The organism is Acinetobacter sp. YH12068_T (assembly GCF_024606005.1).
GTDB classification, from domain to species: Bacteria; Pseudomonadota; Gammaproteobacteria; order Pseudomonadales; family Moraxellaceae; genus Acinetobacter; species Acinetobacter amyesii.
In genome coordinates, this window is record NZ_CP094555.1 from 1499785 (window position 1) to 1518455 (window position 18671).

An 18671-nucleotide genomic window follows, 5' to 3' on the forward strand; every position below is an offset into this window, starting at 1 on the left:
TTGAAATTTATGTCTCATTTAAACAGGCAAACATTCAATGATTAAAAGGTGGCATCTTAATAATGGATAAACACCAATTCCTTAGCCATCATATTCAACATAATCCCAAAGGTTTAAACGCGCTTTAATTTCTTTGCGAATATGAGGCAGCATAGGCAGTAAAGTGCCATCGATCCACAAACTCAGAGTCTGGGATGAAACTTTTTTGTTTGCATCATCTACAATTTGCGCGCCTTTCACGATCACCAAAGTTTCTTCGCTAGCTGCAGTTTCAATGCCTTTAAATAAAAGCTGTAATTCATGACCTGTATCTTGAATTAACCATTCCAACTCAATTTGAATATTGTGATTAGATTTAAGTACAGCTTGGCCTTCAATTATGTCATTGTCAGATAAGCAGTCATGCTCAACCCGAACTTTCGACAAAAACCATTCTTGATGACCAAGTTCAGGAAGTGTCGTAAAAGGCGTTAAAATATCACTTAAATTAAATTGGCGGCTTAAATCAAAAAATTGCATTAGAAAACTTTAGGGGGAGATAAAACAAAATAAGCGGTGGATGTTAAAGCATCATCAAGTGTGAGTAAAACCTTTGCTTTTATTGAGATATTTTATGTATAAATAGCATTCAATCTATCTAAATTAAGTCTAAGATAAATGAATTGCGAAAATAATATTCACATAAATGATGTGCACAGCCCCATAGACTTAAAAGATCCAATCGAAGCTAAACAATGGGCCGCTGAAGTGAATCTTAAACGACCGTGGCGTTATGACATCTTTCAAATGTATGTCGACTCTATTTTGGCTTTAAACCCGAATGCGCACGTGCTTGAACTCGGTTCAGGCCCAGGCTATTTGGCAGAGTTTTTAATCAATCATTGTCCAAATATAGATTACACAGCATTTGATTTTTCCGAAGCTATGCATGACTTGGCAAAAGGAAAACTAAGTGCAGCGCAACGCTTAAAATGTAATTTTATAACAGGGGATTTCAAACAATCTGCTTGGGAAGAATCACTTCACTTCAATCAAAACAGCACCTTTGATGTGATTATTATTCATCAGGCCTTACATGAATTGAGGCATAAGGCGTATGCAGCAGAGTTTCATCGGACTGTAAAAACGTTGTTAAACACACAAGGCGTGTATTTTGTATGTGATCATTTATATGCACCACATGCACAGCAAAATCATGAGTTGTATATGTCAGTTGAGGAACATTTAGCCGCGCTGAAAGCAGCCAATTATGGCCAAGTGGAATGTCTGGGTGAAGTCAATGGTTTGGTTCTTTTCAAAAGCCAGCACTCATATGAACGAGACAGACTAAGACCGTTTTTGACTTGATCGAACTTATCAGATTATTTCAATAAATAGCCTCGACGAGGGCAATTCAATCATTTAGCAGTATGTTGTCATTACATCATCCATTTAATCGGGAGGTATGACACTGCTTTTATACTAAATCGTTGGAATCTTGTTGTTTCTGGTTCATGAGTATAGGTTTTGGTTTTTCCATTTTTTTGATGTTCTAACCAAATGATTTCGCCGTTTTCATCCAGTTTTAATTCATACGCAATTTGCGGTAAATATTGGTTTAATGCGGCAGAAATATCGTTTTGTAATCGATCAGACTTAACGACAAGGCCAACTTCCGAATTTAAATTTGCGGAACGTGGATCAAAGTTAAATGATCCAATAAACACCATTCCGTCGATATCGAAAAATTTTGCATGCAAACTAGAGGCATTTTTGCCTTTTGCGGGGATGATATTTCCAGTTATGACCTCATACCATGTGCGTTTTGAACGCTCTATATAAGGTTTAAATTCATATAGTTTCACGCCATTTTCGAGTAAGTCTTTGCGATATTTTTGATAAAATGCATGAACGACAGCGACGTCATTGGCTAAAAATGAATTGGTTAACACACGGACTTCTACATTTTTACCTGCAAGACCCGTTAGAAAGTCAGTTCCTTGTTGCGTGGGAACAAAATAAGCTGAAACCAATTCCATGCGTTCCTTGGGCTGTCCCATCAAGGTCGAAAATTGGTTATAAATTAATTCTTGCTCTTTAGCCTCACCACGAATTTTATTCGGACTATCCGCAATGAAATGTGCTTCGGCCCAATTCACCGGTCTTAGTTTAAGCTGAGCCGCCAGTTGTTGCTGTGCATAGTTAATGCGCTGTTGATCTTTAGTCAACGTTGTAGAGTTTTCTTGGTACGTTTGTCTTAATTGATTTAAGTCTTCTTTTGTACCTGCACCAATCCATTGCTGAACAGAATAACTTAAATCATCATTCCAAAAGTTCAAAAACACTTGATTGGCTTGTTGAATGGCTTCCCCATAGAAAAGGATATCCAAATCTGTAAATTGAAAACTTTCACTGGCATCAAAATATTCATTACTGATGTTACGACCACCAGTTACGCCTATAAAACCATCGGCAACAATTAATTTATTATGCATACGATGGTTAATATGCTTTAAGCGAAATGCATAATCAATGACACGTAATTTTCTGAATTTATAGGGATTAAACAGTTTGATTGAAATGTTGGGATGAGCTGAAAGGGATTGTAAGGTCGGATCGAGTTTCGTCCCGTTTTGATCATCAATTAGTAGCCTTACTTTTACCCCACGGTCAGCGGCATGCAGTAATTCTTGAAACATCAGATGCCCAATAGCATCATTTTCCCAAATATAATATTGCAAATCGATGGTGTATTTTGCGTTTCGAATCAAATGCAGGCGAGATGCAATACTTAAGAAAGCATCATCTAAGGCTAAATAAGCCGATTGTTTTTGTTGTAATTTTTCTAAATCCGTAGCAGACGTAATCCATTTTTCTGCATGTGATTGTATAGGGACATCTTTTTTTGACTGATTGCTAGGTAAGCTGCATCCAGTTAATAGGCTGATCGAAACAGTTAAACCGACAGTACAACTTATTTCACGTAATTGTATCATTCGAATAGCATTAATCATTCCTTTAAAAATTCATCATAACATCATGTTTTAAGGTTGTATCTAGGCTTAAAAAGAGGTTACTGTAACTCATCTGTTAATATAAGCCATACAGGATGTTTTTAGACATGAAATCACGTGCAGCCGTTGCTTTTGGACCGGGTCAGCCTTTAGAAATTGTTGAAATTGATGTGGCACCACCTAAAGCAGGTGAGGTTTTAGTCAAAATTAGCCATACAGGTGTGTGTCATACAGATGCATTTACATTGTCAGGTGATGATCCTGAAGGCGTATTTCCAGCAATTTTAGGGCATGAAGGTGCAGGTGTTGTGGTTGAAGTCGGTGAAGGTGTGACTTCAGTGCAACCAGGTGATCATGTTATTCCACTTTATACCGCAGAATGTGGTGAATGTTTATTCTGTCAATCGGGTAAAACAAATCTTTGTGTATCTGTACGAGCGACACAAGGGAAAGGTTTAATGCCGGATGGCACAACACGTTTTTCTTATAATGGTCAGCCGATTTATCACTATATGGGCTGTTCAACATTCTCTGAATATACTGTGGTTGCAGAAGTGTCTTTGGCAAAAATTAACCCTGAAGCGAACCACGAACATGTATGTTTGTTGGGTTGCGGCGTAACAACAGGTCTCGGTGCAGTTAAAAATACCGCTAAAGTTCAGGAAGGTGACTCAGTTGCAGTCTTTGGTTTAGGCGGAATTGGTTTGGCTGTGGTACAAGGTGCTAAAAAAGCCAAAGCAGGTCGTATCATTGCCGTAGATACCAATCCTGATAAATTCAAACTGGCTGAAGAATTTGGCGCTACAGATTTTGTTAATCCAAAAGATTATGATCGTCCAGTTCAAGAAGTGATTGTAGAAATGACGGGCTGGGGCGTCGACCATTCATTTGAATGTATTGGCAATACCAATGTGATGCGCTCTGCTTTGGAATGTGCTCACCGTGGTTGGGGCCAATCTGTGATTATTGGTGTAGCTGGTGCAGGTCAAGAAATTTCAACCCGTCCATTCCAATTGGTTACAGGTCGTACTTGGAAAGGCACTGCTTTCGGTGGTGTTAAAGGTCGTTCACAATTACCGGGTATGGTAGAAGAAGCCATGTCAGGCGAGATCAAACTTGAACCATTCGTGACCCATACCATGGGGCTGGATAAAATCAATGAAGCCTTTGATTTAATGCATGAAGGTAAATCAATTCGCTCTGTTGTACATTTTGAAGATTAAACTTTGATTTAAATATTTTTGATTAAACGACTAATCATTTAAAAATTAATGCGTTAATTTGCACTGTTTTAAAAACTAGGCTTTGGCCTAGTTTTTTTTATTTGTGTCGTTATAACAAATCAAAACTTCAAATTAGGATTTGCAAAAAGTGACAGATTGTTAGACATAAAATGATAAAAAATGCCAAATGATAGATTTTGTCCCGAATTCACATGGTGGGAAATTAGCACTAAACATAAGGTATGCATAATTTAAAAACAAATGTATATTAATGCATTATCCGAGGCAAAAAATGACAACTACAAGTTACAAGCCTGAGTGGATTCGGGAAGATTTTATTGATTTTATTGCAGAAAAATTTGATGCAATTTGGGCCTACAAACGTTTAAAAGCACAATTGGTCAAATCACGTTGTGTGGGGATCGGGTTTTATGAACTCAGTTTTTTAGCGAATCACAACTTTAAAGCAGCAAACTATCGACCAGGCCAATGTATTCTAGTGACAGTGGTCAAAGATGGTGTACGTCATCAACGTAGCTATAGCATCGTCGAAATCAATACATCAGGTCATGTGGTCATCGCAGTCAAACAACAAGGCAAAGTGTCCAACTACCTGACGCAATTAAAAACAGGTGATGTTGTTGAATTATCGCAACCGCAAGGTGAGTTTGGCCTAAAGCTAAATTCGGATCGACCAATTTTACTGCTTGCTTCAGGTAGTGGTATTACCTCAATCATGGCTTTGTTTAAACAAGCGATTCAGCTTGGGCGTACGGTTGACCTGATTTACTTCAATCGAGATAATGCGTATTTGGATGAATTGATTCAACTAGCGAAGCAATCTAACCATGCACATTTACACGCGATTAATACGCTGAAAACAAAATTGCATATCTCACCAGAAGTGCTAAATCACATGGTGCCTGATTTTAAACAGCGAGATTGCTATGCATGTGGTGCAGCACCAATGATGCACAGCATTGAACAACTGTATCGTGAGTTCAAGCTTTCAGATTATTTATACACTGAATATTTTCAAATGATTGCTGATGATTCAGTACCTGCTCAACCTGTCACTTTTAGTGTAGCCCAGCAAGATTTTTTGGCAGAGGGTAATTTACTGGAAAGTGCTGAAAAAGCTGGTTTAAAACCTGCGCACGGCTGTCGGATGGGCATTTGTAATACTTGTTCGTGTACGAAATTGCAGGGTTCAGTGAAAAACTTACTTACTGGCGCAATTGATCATGCGAATAACACGCAAATCAAGTTATGTGTCTCTCAGGCCATTTCACCTGTACGTATTCAACTCTAATCCAAGCCGTATAAAAATAAATCAGGGGCGTCATCATGAATCAATCGATATATATTAGTCCGAATAGTAAGTCACGTTATTTATCTCCAGAACAAACTGCTGAATTTGGCGAAAAAGTTGAGCAAATTCGCCGTGAAATCATGCAGAGTGTGGGTGAAAAAGATGCAGTGTACATTTACAAAATTCGCAATTTTGTCCGTTATAGCGAGATCGCATCTCGTTGCATGTTGATGTTTGCAGGTTGGATTCCACCGGTGTGGTTACTCGGTACGGGTTTATTGGGTATTTCTAAAATCGTAGAGAACATGGAACTCGGTCATAATGTGATGCATGGTCAGTTTGATTGGTTAAATGACCCAAGCTTAAATGGTGCTAATTATGATTGGGATACCATTGCCACGGGCCAAGACTGGAAATATACCCATAACTATGTGCATCACACCTATACCAATATTGTCGGTATGGACCATGATGTCGGCTATGGCTTAATCCGTGTGAGTGAATCGCAAAAGTGGGAGCCACGTTTCCTTTTCAATATTCCACTGGCTGCCCAACTCATGGTTTTCTTTGAGTGGTATGTCGGCATTCAACGGTTACATTTAGAAGATGTTATTGCGTATAAAACCAAAACTTGGAAAGATGTATGGCATGAAGCAGCCGATGTGCGTCAGAAAATTAAGCGCCAAGTGATTAAAGATTATGTGTTTTTTCCACTTATTGCAGGTCCCAATGCGATTCCTGTATTTGCAGGAAATGCTGTAGCCAACGTAATTCGTAGCTTATGGGCTTCAGCTGTCATCTTTAATGGCCATTTTACAGAAGATGCGGAAAACTTTGAGATGGATAATACCGAAAATGAAACTCGAGCAGAGTGGTATCTCCGTCAAATTCGTGGCTCAAGTAATTTTAGTGGAACACAATGGTTGCATATACTCAGTGGTAATTTGAGTCACCAAATTGAACACCATTTATTCCCAGATATGCCTGCAAACCGCTATGCAGAAGCCGCACCTAAAATTAAAGCACTCTGTGAGGAATATGGTATTCACTACAACGAAGCCAGTTTTATCAAACAGTTTGCCAGCGTTTGGGTTCGACTCGCGAAATGTTCAGTGCCAAATGACTGGCGTGCCGAGCTTAAGGAACGTTCAGCTTCACTTCAGCAGCGCCTTAAACAAAAAATCATGAAGAAAATCGGGTGTTAAAATACAGTATTGTTTAGCAATATTGCCCTTAATGCTTCCAATGGATGATTTCTAAAGCATTAAATTCGCCAAAGTAGCGTTCATCTACTTTGGCTTTTTTAGATATATCTAGCGAGCGAGAGTTATTCAACTAATTGCACGCTATTCTGAATGCCACAAGATTCTACAAAATATGCATCATGTGAAACGAGGATCACCGCACCTGTATAATGCTGAATGGCTTGAGCCAATAACATTCTAGACTCTATATCTAAGTGATTTTCAGGTTCATCTAACAATAAAAGCTCAATATTCGGTGTTAAATAATTTAAGCCCAACAAGGTCACTTTTAAACGCTCACCACCACTTAAACAGTGAAATGGCAGTTCCGCTTTTTGACCACGGATTCTAAGTTGACCGAGTTGATTACGCCATTCCGTTGACGAAACTTCAGGATTAAACTTTGCCAAATTGTCCAAAACACTCAGTTCAGGTGATAAATTACTCAAGTTTTGGTCTAAATACAGGGTATGCACAGACAAAAACGTTTCATGGCTAGACTGTGATGTGGTCTGACTCAAATACTTTAGAAATGTAGATTTACCAATACCATTTTTTCCTTTTAAATGAATTTTTTCACCTGCCTGTAAGGCCAAGTCGAAAGGCTGGTGCTGAGATGTTTTGCGATGAAAATGTTTAACTCTTAAGATTTCTCCTGTTTTTTCAGCGTGATGTTGAAAAACGAATTGCTGCTCTTTAACATGCTCAAGTTGTTGCTGTGACTGAATCAGTTGAGATCTCTTTTCTTCCAATTGCTTCTGCTGTTGCGTTTGAACTGAAGCGAGGCTTTGACCGGCTTGTTCCTTTTTAAAATCGAGTAACACTTTGGCTTGGGTGCTTGACTTGCGTAGGACACGCCCTTGTTGTTCTCGTTTTTGCGCTTTCATCTGTGTTTCGTGTTGCTGAGATTTGAGTTGTTTTAACTCACGCTGATGCTGCATAGCCTTACGCTGTAAGGCTTTATTTTGCAGATCATTTTGTTGAACGTATTCTTCATAGTTGCCAGTAACATGACTGAGTCCAAACTCATTTAAAGCATAGATATGCTCTACATGTTGCAGCAATTCTCGATCATGACTGACGACGAATGCACCCGCAGGATGGTTTTTTAAGCGATCAATGAGCCAGAAATGTGAGGATGCATCTAAATGGTTACTTGGCTCATCCAAAAGTAAATAATGGTCAGTTTTTAAAAATAATGCACACAATGCCAATTTGGTTTTTTGCCCCTCACTCAGCTGAGCGACTGGGAAATTTAAATCTGTTGGTAGTGAAGCTTGCTTAAGTTGTTGCTGCCATAGTGCAGGACGGTGCCATTGGTTTTCAGTCAGCTCAAAGTCTTCAAAACTTGCGCTGCCTATTTCGATACGTTGAAATGAGTCATATAAATCTTCCACACCGAGTGCAGAAGCAATCGTGTCAGCTTCTAGTCGAGAAAATTGTGATAAATAGGCATGTGGTACATTCCATGAAATTTCACCTTCATAGGGGAGATCTTTCAGATTTTGCGCATGTAAGATTTTAAGGATGCAGGATTTTCCTAAACCATTGCGACCAACACATGCCGAAAGTTGTTGTTGATTGAGGTTAAATTTCAGGTTTTTAAAAAGTGTTTTGGATGGAAATTCCAAGCTAAATTTGGAAATTGTACAAGCCGTTTGAGTCATAGATGCACCTTGCGATAGCAAAGATGCGCAATACAAATAACTAATTTTATTCTATAAAAAAGACAATATTTGAGAAAATGCAGTCGAAGTCATTAGCCATGTGTTTGCACATCAAAAAATGGATTTGATGATGAAAAAAACAGGGCTTACTTCATTGGCAAATACTCGAATTAAAAATAAATGGAAAAAATCTTAAGACAGCCTAATGTTGTGCAGTCTAATAAATGTTTATTTATTAATCAATACATCAAATTTTAAAAATAGGTCGCAATAATTGACAGCAGCGTTATTTAATACAACAAAATAGCAAAAAACTATTGTCAAACCGATGAATACAGCGTATTTTAATTTTCAGACAGATACTTTTTGATGAAATCAAGATGTTAAAGCAACCTTTAATCTCAAACGCATATTATTACTTCTGGCAGTTTAGATAATTGCCTGAACGCGTTCGGGCATGAAAAAGGTTGCCCACCAAGTTTATACCTGATCGGCAACCCTGATCAGGTTTTTTTATGTCTTGATTTTTTATAATATTTTTGGAGAAATCTCATGTTTACAGTAAATAATTCATATTTTAGCAACGGTTATTGGTTTTACTTTAGTCAGTCTATGTCTAAAGCCTTGAAGTCCCAAAGTCCCATAACGCTCAGATAAAAGATCGGACTGTTTATACGTACAGTCCAAAGGAATAGAACCAATGAATGCGCTAAATACAGCTTTACAACAAACTCAAAATTCAGAAATTCAGAAATCTACACGGCCAAAAGAAACGCTTTTGAGCTTGCCACATCAACTGAAACAACAATTACCTTTATCAGTTCATGCTGCAGAACAAATTGCTGCACATCGTGCAACTATTCAAAATATTTTGACGGGTCAAGACCCGCGTCTAATGATTATTACAGGTCCATGTTCAATCCATGATCCGATTGCTGCGTTGGAATATGCTGAAAAATTAAAACAATTACAGGCACAGGTTTCAGATCAAATTTTTCTTGTGATGCGCGCATACATTGAGAAACCACGTACTACAGTGGGCTGGAAAGGCTATATGTATGACCCAAGTTTAGATGGTTCATCTAATATGCAGTTGGGCTTAGAAAAATCACGTGAGCTGTACTTACAAATTATTGAAATGGGTTTGCCAATTGCCTCTGAAATTTTAAGCCCAATGGCGACGGGTTATTTTGATGACCTTTTGGCTTGGGGTGCAATCGGTGCGCGTACCAGCGAATCACAAATTCATCGTGAAATCTCAAGTCATATGCCATACAGCATCGGTTTCAAAAATGGAACAGATGGATCAATCCAAATTGCACTAGATGCCATTCAATCTGCTTCGCATCCACACCAGTTCTTAGGTATGAGCCAAGCCGGCTTACCGTGTATTTTAGAATCCGTTGGCAACCTGCAAGCACATTTGATTTTACGTGGTTCTAATACAGGTCCAAATTATAGTTTGGCTGAAATAGACAAAATTCGCAGCAAAGTAAAAGGCGATTTACCGGCTTTAGTCATCGATTGTAGTCATGGCAATAGCCATAAAGACCCAATGAAGCAACCTGAAGTATTACGCACAATTGTTGCGGAGCGTGAGCATACCCAAGTGCGTGGTGTGATGTTAGAAAGTCATTTAGTGGATGGTAATCAAAAAATTAGTTGTGAAATGACTTATGGTCAATCTGTAACAGATGGATGCTTAGGTTGGGACAAAACCATTGATTTGATTCAACAGGTTGCGAATGAACTTCGTGTATCACAAATCAAACGTAGTGCTTAACAATCCAGAGCATACTCAGTCTGAATTGATTTAGCCCAAAGCCTTAGAATATTGATTGTTCTAAGGCTTTTATTTTGAAAAATCCTTTGTTGCTTACTTCAATATAAAAATTGAAATATGGCCTATATTTTAAAATATATACTGATAATTCAGTATTTTATGTTTGAGTGAGTCACACTTTTTATGCACAATAATGTCTAAACCCAATACAGCGCCTGAAATAATGACAATCTGTGCTTGGGTGTTTGAAATTTTATATTGGGGAAGTTGATGTACACTGCTGAATTGCTGGAAGAAGCACGCCGTTTTATGTTCCACATGTTAACAAAAGTGGTTGAATATGGTGGTTCTGATTTATTTATTACGGCAGATTTTCCACCAAGTATTAAACATCAAGGCATGATGAAACCCTTTGGGCAGCAAGCGCTTGATGCTGAGAAAACAAAGCTTTTCGCCTATAGTTTGATGAATGAGAAGCAGCGCAAAGAATTTGAGAAAGAATTAGAATGTAACTTTGCGATTAGTGTGCCAAACGTTTCGCGTTTTCGTGTTAATGTATTTCAGCAACAGTTACATGTAGGTATGGTCATTCGTACCATTACCGCAGAAATTCCAAATTTTGAAAAGCTTAAATTACCGGCTTCGCTTAAGCACGTGATTATGGAAAAACGTGGTTTGGTTTTAGTGGTTGGTGGTACAGGTTCAGGGAAATCAACCTCTTTAGCGGCGCTGATTGATTATCGAAATGAAAATAGTGCAGGCCATATCATCACTGTTGAAGACCCAGTGGAATATGTTCATAAACATAAAAAATCCATGATTACGCATCGTGAAGTTGGTGTAGATAGTCATTCGTGGCATAACGCCTTAAAAAATACCCTGCGACAAGCACCAGATGTGATTTTAATCGGTGAAATTCGAGACACCGAGACGATGGAACATGCGATTGCCTTTGCTGAAACTGGGCATTTATGTTTAGGGACGCTACATTCAAATAACGCCAATCAAACCCTAGATCGGATCATTAACTTCTTCCCAGAGGAACGAAGAAATCAATTGCTTATGGATTTATCGAGCAATATGAAAGCGATTGTTTCGCAGCGTTTAATCCAGACTAAAGATGGTAAAGGACGCCGTGCAGCCGTTGAAATCATGTTAAACACGCCGCTTATTTCAGATTTGATTTTGAAAGGTGAGTTTCATGAATTAAAAGCGATCATGGCTAAATCTCGTGAACTTGGGATGCAAACTTTCGACCAAGCTTTATTTGATTTATATAATGACGGCGCAATTTCTTATGAAGAAGCCTTAAGAAATGCTGATTCAACCAATGAACTACGTTTGCAAATTAAACTAAAAAGTTCACGTGCAAATGGTACTTCAGCGGCTGCGCAATCGTTTAGTATGGTTGAAGAAAAAAAAGAAGAACCTGAAAGTACCGAAGTTTCGGAAGAAATATAAGCTGCATATTCATGCAAATGGTATATGAGCCAATTCAGCCATCATATTGAAATAAAAAAATCAGCCTGAGGGCTGATTTTTTAGATATTAGAAATATTTACAGGCCAGCTTCATATTGTTCGCTGGTCAATAAAGCATCTACATCAGCCATATTGTCTGGTTTAATTTTATAAATCCAACCTTTGCTATAAGGCGCATCGTTTACAAAATCTGGATCATCTTCAAGGTCTGGATTGACTTCAACAACCACACCAGAAACCGGAGCATGAATATCAGAAGCGGTTTTTACCGACTCAACCACACCCGCTTGTTCGCCAGCAGTGATATGTTGACCAACATCTGGTGCTTCAACATAAACTAAATCACCCAATGCGTCTTGTGCATGATCAGAAATGCCTGTAACAACAAGGTCACCTTCAATTCGCACCCATTCATGTGTACTTGCGTACTTTAAATCTGAAGGATGATTCATTGATAACTCCTTAAATCCATTAAATTCATTTTTGGCATGAGTTATACATGCTTTTTACTTAAAACAAAAGACTTATAAGTACGGATCTTTACGCCAATTGCTTGGGCTACGACCACTCCAACGCTTAAAAGCACGGCTAAAATTGGCGACATCGCTATAGCCCAATTCATCAGCAATTTGCTCTAAGGTAAAATCAGTTCGTGACAGGAGCGAAGTAGCATGACGGTAGCGAACTTCGTCGACCAATGTTGAAAATGAAGTCCCTTCGGCTGCAAGTTGGCGTTTAAGGGTTCGATCGGACATGTGTAGCCGTTCAGCAACACTTTCGATACTTAAATAGTGCTGTTCGGAGTTGGTTAAAATGTCACGAACGCGCATGGCAATACGGTGACGTTCGCCCAAAGCTGAGAGTTCAGCTTCACATTGGTTAATCGCAATTTGACTAGCAATCGGGTCTGCATGGACCAATTTATTGGTTAAATATTGCTTATCAAAACTAAGTAAGAGATGTGGCTGATCAAATCTAAATTGGTGCCTTGGATATTTGGCAATAAACCGCTCAAAACCTTCAGGTTGAGGAAAATCAAAATCAATTTCACCAGCAGAATAATCCACACCGGTAATTGCTTTGCCCATGCTGATCATGCCAAAAATTAAGGCAATTGAAATTTCGGTACGTAAAGGCTCAATCGTAACGTCGGTTTGTAGTTGAACAGTAGCTTTGGTTCCAAATGTCGAGAAAAAAAGCTGTAAAAAGGGCATGCGTAACTGAATAAAACGGTTTGCCAAGACTAAGGCATCGGTTATGTCCTTCGCCGTCATGATGGCATAGCCAATAAAACCATGAATCGAGATGCGCATTTGGTTGCCTAAATGAAAACCTAATGTTGGCTCACCAGTTAAACGTAGTGCGTGCTCTACCAATTGATTGGCGATGGGTGTTGGAATACGGAAATCTGGTTCAGCCAATTGTTCGCTGTTTAATCCGAAGGGACTAAATAATGTCTCTGCAGTGTAGCCCCATCGAGAGACCACATCTAAAAGGAGCAATCCATATACTCCGGGAATACCCTGATCCTGACGGGAATTAATTGTTTTCATAGCGTTCCGTTGCAATGCGGGTTTTTCTTCTGTTCAAGCTTATATTGGCATGATTCTGTGTTGTATCCCACAAAAATTGTTGGACAAACTGACTAGGCTCAACTATTTATAGCGGCCTACCTTAGCGTTGTAAAGTAGGCCGTTAAGGATTAATTCGGTTTAAAATCTTTGGAAAAGACCACAATTTTGGTCGTAGACATATACAGAACGTCATTGTGCTGATTGAGCGCTTGCGTAACATAGGTCACAATGCCGCGGTCTGTCTTACTTTTCGATGGAGTAATTGCTGATATTTCAACTTCTACACGAATTTTATCCCCCGGACGCGTTGGGCGCGGCCAACGCAGACTTGATTCAGAGCCAATTAAGCCATAAGCCACAGGGAAACATTCAGTCCATAAGCGCATTGTTACAGCAGCAGTATGCCAACCACTTGCCGCTAGCCCTTGAAAGATCGGGTGCTGTTGGGCTTTGACTTCATCTATATGAAATTCCTGAGGATCAAAAGCGTTGGCGAATTGCTTGATTTCTTCAACAGTCATTTCATATTCACGACTGCTAAAGTGATCACCAACTTTAAGGTCTTCCAGATACAGCATTTTCATCTTCCTTTGATTCTACTTTATGTTGTTCTATTAAAAAGCCACCGGTTTGACGCTGCCACAAGTGTGCATAAATACCATTCAAAGCGACAAGCTCTTCATGGGTGCCTTGCTCAGCAATACGTCCTTGATCCAAGACAATCAATCGATCCATTTGCGCAATTGTTGACAGTCGATGCGCAATGGCAATCACAGTTTTGCCTTGCATCAAATCATCTAAACTCGATTGAATCGCAGCTTCGACTTCTGAATCGAGCGCACTTGTGGCTTCATCTAAAATTAAAATTGGTGCGTCTTTTAAAAATACTCGAGCAATTGCAATACGTTGACGCTGACCGCCAGATAATTTAACACCACGTTCACCAACAAATGCGTCATAGCCACGTTGACCACGTAAATCGATCAATTGAGGAATGAATTCATCAGCTTTCGCTTTGCGTACTGCATCATACATTTCTTCATCAGTCGCATTCGGACGGCCATATTTAATATTTTCTTCAACCGTGCGATGCAATAACGAGGTGTCTTGGGTCACCAAAGCAATATTTTTTCTCAAGCTATCTTGGGTAATATCTTCTATATTTTGGCCATCAATCGAAATACGACCATGGTTGATATCGTAAAAGTGGAGTAAAAGTTGAATTAATGTCGATTTTCCGGCACCTGAACGCCCGACTATACCGATTTTTTCACCTGGTCGAATGGTTAAATTAAATTGATTGATGACCTTTTTATCATTATAAGCAAAACTGACATCTTCAAATTTAATTTCGCCTTGCTGTACTTTTAAGTCGGTTGCATCAGGTTTATCTTGAATATGAATCGGGCGGCCCATAGTCTTCATACCATCTTGAATTGTCCCGACATTTTCAAAAAGGGCAGACGTTTGCCACATCATAAACTCGGAAATACTACTGAGTTTTAAAATCATGGCGGTCGCTGCTGCAATGACCCCAAGCTCAGCTTGACCATCCATCCAAAGCCAAACAGCTGTTCCAAGTACACCACCATATAAAACTATGATCAGCAAATTCGTCGCGATATTGTATTTTGCTGCAAGACGCATTTGCTTATACACCGTCACCATAAACTCTTTCATAGAGGCTTTGGCATATTGGCTTTCGCGTCCTGCATGGGCAAACAATTTCACCGTTTGAATATTGGTGTAGGCATCGGTGACACGACCAGTCATTACTGCGCGTGCATTGGCTTGTTCATTTGAAATTTTGCTTAATTTTGGGATGAAATAGCATGCAGAACCAATAAATAAAGCCAGCCAAAGTAATAAAGGAATAATCAATAGTGGCGATATAGCACCTAAAATCACGGTGATCGAAATCAGGTAAATGAAGACATAGGCCAACATGTCACCAAGAATAATCCAAAACTCACGTACAGCCAGTGAAGTTTGCATGACTTTGGCAGATAAACGACCTGCAAAGTCGTTGTGGAAGAAATCTAAACTTTGTTTCAGTAATAAGTTATGAAATCTCCAACGTAGGCGCATTGGAAAGGTGCTATATAGAATCTGATGTTTAATAATGGTTTGAAGGCAAGAAAAGAAGATATTTGCCAATAAAATAAAGCTCAAAATGGTCAGATTGGTCTGGTGCTGCTGTAAAAAGGTTTCAGGTTGAGACTTACTGATCCAATTGACTAAATCGCCAATTTTGGAATAAAGCAATGCTTCAAAACTCGCTACACTAGCTGTACAGAGTACCAATAACAATAGGTATTTTTTTACACCCGTCGCAGCTTGCCATACAAAGGGGAAAAATTTTGTCGGCAATGGTTTATTCAAGTCCTGTTCAGGATAAGCGTCAACTAAATTTTCAAACCATTTAAGCATGCAGATAACCTGAGAATTTTGCTGTAATTAATCTTTCTTTCTTCAGCTCTGAGTGTAATGGATTCGCTGGTTTTTCTCCATTTTGATTTGTTTATTTACTTAAAAGCTTAGCTGCAAAAGTTCATAGAATTAAAATGTACAACCCGATTACGACCTTGGCGTTTTGCTTCGTATAGAGCAATATCGGCTTGTTTAATTAACTGATCAAGTTTGGCGTGGTTAGGGTCAATTTTGGAAACACCAATGGAGATCGAAAATTTCACCAATTGACCATCTATATAAAACTGGTATTGTTCCATTTTATGTCTTAACCGTTCAGCAATTTTTAATGCATCTTCTGGGACGGTATAAGGCAGAAGTACAATAAATTCTTCACCCCCGAAACGCGCCAATATATCGTAAAAACGCATTTCTTTCCGTGCAATTTCAGCAATTTGGCATAACACTTGATCGCCGACATCATGTCCGTATTGATCGTTAATCGCTTTAAAATGATCGACATCAAAAATCAAAAGACTGGTACAGACCGTCATCGGGGTTTCTTGGATTTTTTTATTGGCGGCATGTACAAATTGGCGACGATTGCTTAACTGGGTTAATTCATCCGTATGGGCAATTTTGCGCAGGGTATGAAAGTTCCAGTCATCTAGCAGCGCTCTTAGAAACGTTTTACGAGAGTTGAGCGTAGAGTTCCAGCAGATATACATACTGAACAGCAGCACAGGAACGTACACCAATAAAAATATTGTAAAATCACCAAAATCATTAATGCGCCATGCGCCAAAAAGGATCGCTGCCGTGATCATGGCTGAGGTGATGATCGAAGGGCGAAAATGCACATGAATACTTAAATTACCCAATACAATCAAAATAATGGCGGCATATTGATAGCTATGAACCAGTTCATTTTTCGACTGAAGTAATATCTCAAACCAGAGGATTGCAGAAAGGCAAGTCGCTAGTGGTAATATTAAATCGAGCAATTTAATCTGTTTGATATATTTAAACAGAACATAATTTAGGCTAAATGCACCAATAATTGCAATGATACGAATTACACCTGAAAGCATTTCTACGTCTGGCAGGACATAGCGATCTGCCCAAAAATAGATTAAAAAAGCCAATTGAGCGAAATAGTTGACCTGCTTTAAATGGTCTTTCTGGTTGTAGTACAAAAATTTGTAATAAGCATTTTTAAACTGTGCCGGAATACGTGCAATCGGGTCGGATAAAGCACGCTCAATACGGACACGATTCTCTAGGTCACATGCTTCTGCCTGTATAAGCGTATGTTTGGCAGAAGTGCGATTCATCGATTCTATGAGTAATTGTGATTCGTTTTTAACTGATTTCCGAGAAGGTTGATTGGGGCCTTCCATGATCAAGTTCCTATTTTAGAAGCGTTTTTATGCAACTGTTAACAAATAGTATCTAAAAATATCTACATTTGTATAGTATTTGTTCTGATTTTTTAATTATATTTAGTTGTTTCGGATGAATTATATTTTTAAGGAATTGAGCGATTAGCGCATTTATCTGATTCGCTTTTATTCCTTGTATCGCATGATCTAAAGTAATTGCGGAAGTAGAGGCGGGGTAACCGATAGCCCCATGTATATTCAAAAGCCATTGTGACTTTTTAAATTTGCAGAATTTCTTCTTTGAATATACATGGGGAGAGGAAAGTTTAGCTCTTAGCTTTTATCGGCATTTGGTTGAACGAGGTCTTTAAAATCGGCACTAGAAGGGGCTTGATAGATTTTAAGACCAAACTCAGGTGTGATTGCAATCAGATGGTCAAAGATATCCGATTGAATCGCTTCATAATCTTTCCATGCAATGGTTTTACTAAAAGCATAAATTTCTAAAGGAATGCCTTCACTCGTGGGTTGTAACTGACGCACTAAAATCGTTTGGTGTTGGGCAATGCCTGAATGCTGTTGTAAGTAGAATTCTACATAGGCACGAAAGGTCCCAAGATTGGTTAAACGGCGCTGATTATATTGCGACTGATTGGAAAGTTGCTGATTAAACTGGGCAAGCTCCTCATGCTTATGATCAAGATATTGATCTAATAATAAAAATTCTTTGAGTTTGTTTTGCTCATCCTGAGTCATGAAATGAATAGAGCTTTGATCAATATAAAGCGAGCGTTTGATGCGGCGCACACCTGACTGTGCCATACCACGCCAGTTTTTAAAGGTGTCAGTCACCAGTTTATTGGTTGGAATCGTGGTAAAGGTCTTATCAAAGTTCTGCACGGTTATGGTATGTAATGACATATCAATGACATCGCCATCCGCATTGAGCGAAGGCATCTCAATCCAGTCACCAATTCTCACCATATCATAAGAAGAAATTTGTACCGAAGCCACCAGTGACAAAATGGTGTTCTGAAAAACCAACATGAGCACGGCCGCCATAGCACCAAAGCCTGCGAGTAATGTAAATACATCTTTTTTCAGGAAAGTACCTAAAATCATCAGGCCACACACCAAAAAAATGATCAATTTGACCAACTGCAAATAGCCTTTAATCGGTTTGTTTCTAGATTTTGGATTACGTTGGTAAATCAGATTAAAAATATTCAGTAATTCAGAAATTGCCAAAGCAATGGTCAAGAAGATAAAAGCCTGACAAGCCATCTGAACGATTGAAGTAAATTTCACAGATAAATGTGGGACTGTAGTTATGCCATTTAAGATCACAATTGCTGGAACAATGTTAGCAAAGCGTTTAATCACACTATGTTCTGACAAAATTTGACTATGGCTAAAGGCCATTTTAGATACGAGCTTTCGAATACCACGTACCACAATTTGCTTGGCGATAAAATTTGCAATAATGGCAAAAACAATAATGAGACTGAGCGACGTCAGCATTTCTAGCCAAGGGTATTGATCTGACCAATCTTGAATATTTTTAATGAACTGAAATTTTTCCAAAATTATCATACTCTTATTG

15 protein-coding genes are annotated in these 18671 nt (G+C 38.8%); 6 read left to right on the forward strand and 9 right to left on the reverse strand.

The window, feature by feature from the left end; genetic code table 11:
- Positions 1 to 81 precede the first annotated feature (81 nt).
- Positions 82 to 519, reverse strand: coding sequence for a hypothetical protein (locus MST18_RS07320; RefSeq protein WP_180035746.1), 438 nt, complete (start codon positions 517 to 519; stop codon positions 82 to 84).
- A 138-nt stretch (positions 520 to 657) separates the two neighbouring features.
- Here MST18_RS07320 and MST18_RS07325 point away from each other — a divergent pair, with 138 nt between their 5' ends.
- The gene (locus MST18_RS07325; protein ID WP_218948585.1) at positions 658 to 1347 is read left to right on the forward strand and encodes a class I SAM-dependent methyltransferase; all 690 of its coding nucleotides are present in this window, start codon (positions 658 to 660) and stop codon (positions 1345 to 1347) included.
- A 71-nt stretch (positions 1348 to 1418) separates the two neighbouring features.
- On the opposite strand, the gene MST18_RS07330 is transcribed toward MST18_RS07325, so the two are convergent.
- Positions 1419 to 2975: a phospholipase D family protein gene (locus MST18_RS07330; RefSeq protein WP_180133408.1), complete on the reverse strand. Its 1557-nt coding sequence runs from the start codon at positions 2973 to 2975 to the stop codon at positions 1419 to 1421.
- A 125-nt stretch (positions 2976 to 3100) separates the two neighbouring features.
- Here MST18_RS07330 and MST18_RS07335 point away from each other — a divergent pair, with 125 nt between their 5' ends.
- From MST18_RS07335 to MST18_RS07345, 3 genes are all read left to right on the forward strand, one after another.
- The gene (locus MST18_RS07335) at positions 3101 to 4216 is read left to right on the forward strand and encodes an S-(hydroxymethyl)glutathione dehydrogenase/class III alcohol dehydrogenase (protein ID WP_180133407.1); all 1116 of its coding nucleotides are present in this window, start codon (positions 3101 to 3103) and stop codon (positions 4214 to 4216) included.
- A gap of 292 nt (positions 4217 to 4508) precedes the next feature.
- On the forward strand, positions 4509 to 5528 hold the full coding sequence (locus MST18_RS07340) for a flavin reductase family protein (protein WP_180133406.1): 1020 nt from the start codon (positions 4509 to 4511) through the stop codon (positions 5526 to 5528).
- A gap of 35 nt (positions 5529 to 5563) precedes the next feature.
- Entirely contained in the window at positions 5564 to 6733 is a 1170-nt protein-coding gene (locus tag MST18_RS07345; RefSeq protein WP_180133405.1) for an acyl-CoA desaturase, read from the forward strand.
- Between the two features lie 122 nt (positions 6734 to 6855).
- Here the strand turns inward: MST18_RS07345 and MST18_RS07350 are convergent, their stop codons facing one another.
- Positions 6856 to 8439, reverse strand: coding sequence for an ATP-binding cassette domain-containing protein (locus MST18_RS07350; protein WP_180133404.1), 1584 nt, complete (start codon positions 8437 to 8439; stop codon positions 6856 to 6858).
- 700 nt (positions 8440 to 9139) lie between these two features.
- On the opposite strand from MST18_RS07350, the gene MST18_RS07355 reads away from it, so the two are divergent.
- Complete coding sequence (locus MST18_RS07355) at positions 9140 to 10222, forward strand: 3-deoxy-7-phosphoheptulonate synthase (protein ID WP_180133403.1); 1083 nt, start codon at positions 9140 to 9142, stop codon at positions 10220 to 10222.
- Positions 10223 to 10492: 270 nt separating this feature from the next.
- A complete protein-coding gene (locus tag MST18_RS07360; protein ID WP_180133402.1) occupies positions 10493 to 11683 on the forward strand; it encodes a PilT/PilU family type 4a pilus ATPase in 1191 nt (396 codons plus the stop codon).
- Positions 11684 to 11780: 97 nt separating this feature from the next.
- Here the strand turns inward: MST18_RS07360 and gcvH are convergent, their stop codons facing one another.
- The 6 genes from gcvH to MST18_RS07390 form a co-directional block, all read right to left on the reverse strand.
- Complete coding sequence (gcvH, locus tag MST18_RS07365; protein ID WP_078193810.1) at positions 11781 to 12155, reverse strand: glycine cleavage system protein GcvH; 375 nt, start codon at positions 12153 to 12155, stop codon at positions 11781 to 11783.
- Positions 12156 to 12227: 72 nt separating this feature from the next.
- Entirely contained in the window at positions 12228 to 13256 is a 1029-nt protein-coding gene (locus MST18_RS07370; protein ID WP_078190954.1) for an AraC family transcriptional regulator, read from the reverse strand.
- Positions 13257 to 13405: 149 nt separating this feature from the next.
- Entirely contained in the window at positions 13406 to 13855 is a 450-nt protein-coding gene (locus tag MST18_RS07375; RefSeq protein ID WP_078193809.1) for a MaoC family dehydratase, read from the reverse strand.
- Positions 13833 to 15707, reverse strand: a complete 1875-nt coding sequence (locus MST18_RS07380; protein ID WP_180133401.1) for an ABC transporter ATP-binding protein — start codon at positions 15705 to 15707, stop codon at positions 13833 to 13835. Before MST18_RS07380 ends, MST18_RS07375 begins: the two co-directional genes overlap by 23 nt.
- Before the next feature lie 107 nt (positions 15708 to 15814).
- Entirely contained in the window at positions 15815 to 17086 is a 1272-nt protein-coding gene (locus MST18_RS07385; RefSeq protein WP_257227524.1) for a sensor domain-containing diguanylate cyclase, read from the reverse strand.
- 315 nt (positions 17087 to 17401) lie between these two features.
- The gene (locus tag MST18_RS07390; protein WP_180133400.1) at positions 17402 to 18652 is read right to left on the reverse strand and encodes a mechanosensitive ion channel family protein; all 1251 of its coding nucleotides are present in this window, start codon (positions 18650 to 18652) and stop codon (positions 17402 to 17404) included.
- Between the last annotated feature and the right edge of the window lie 19 nt (positions 18653 to 18671).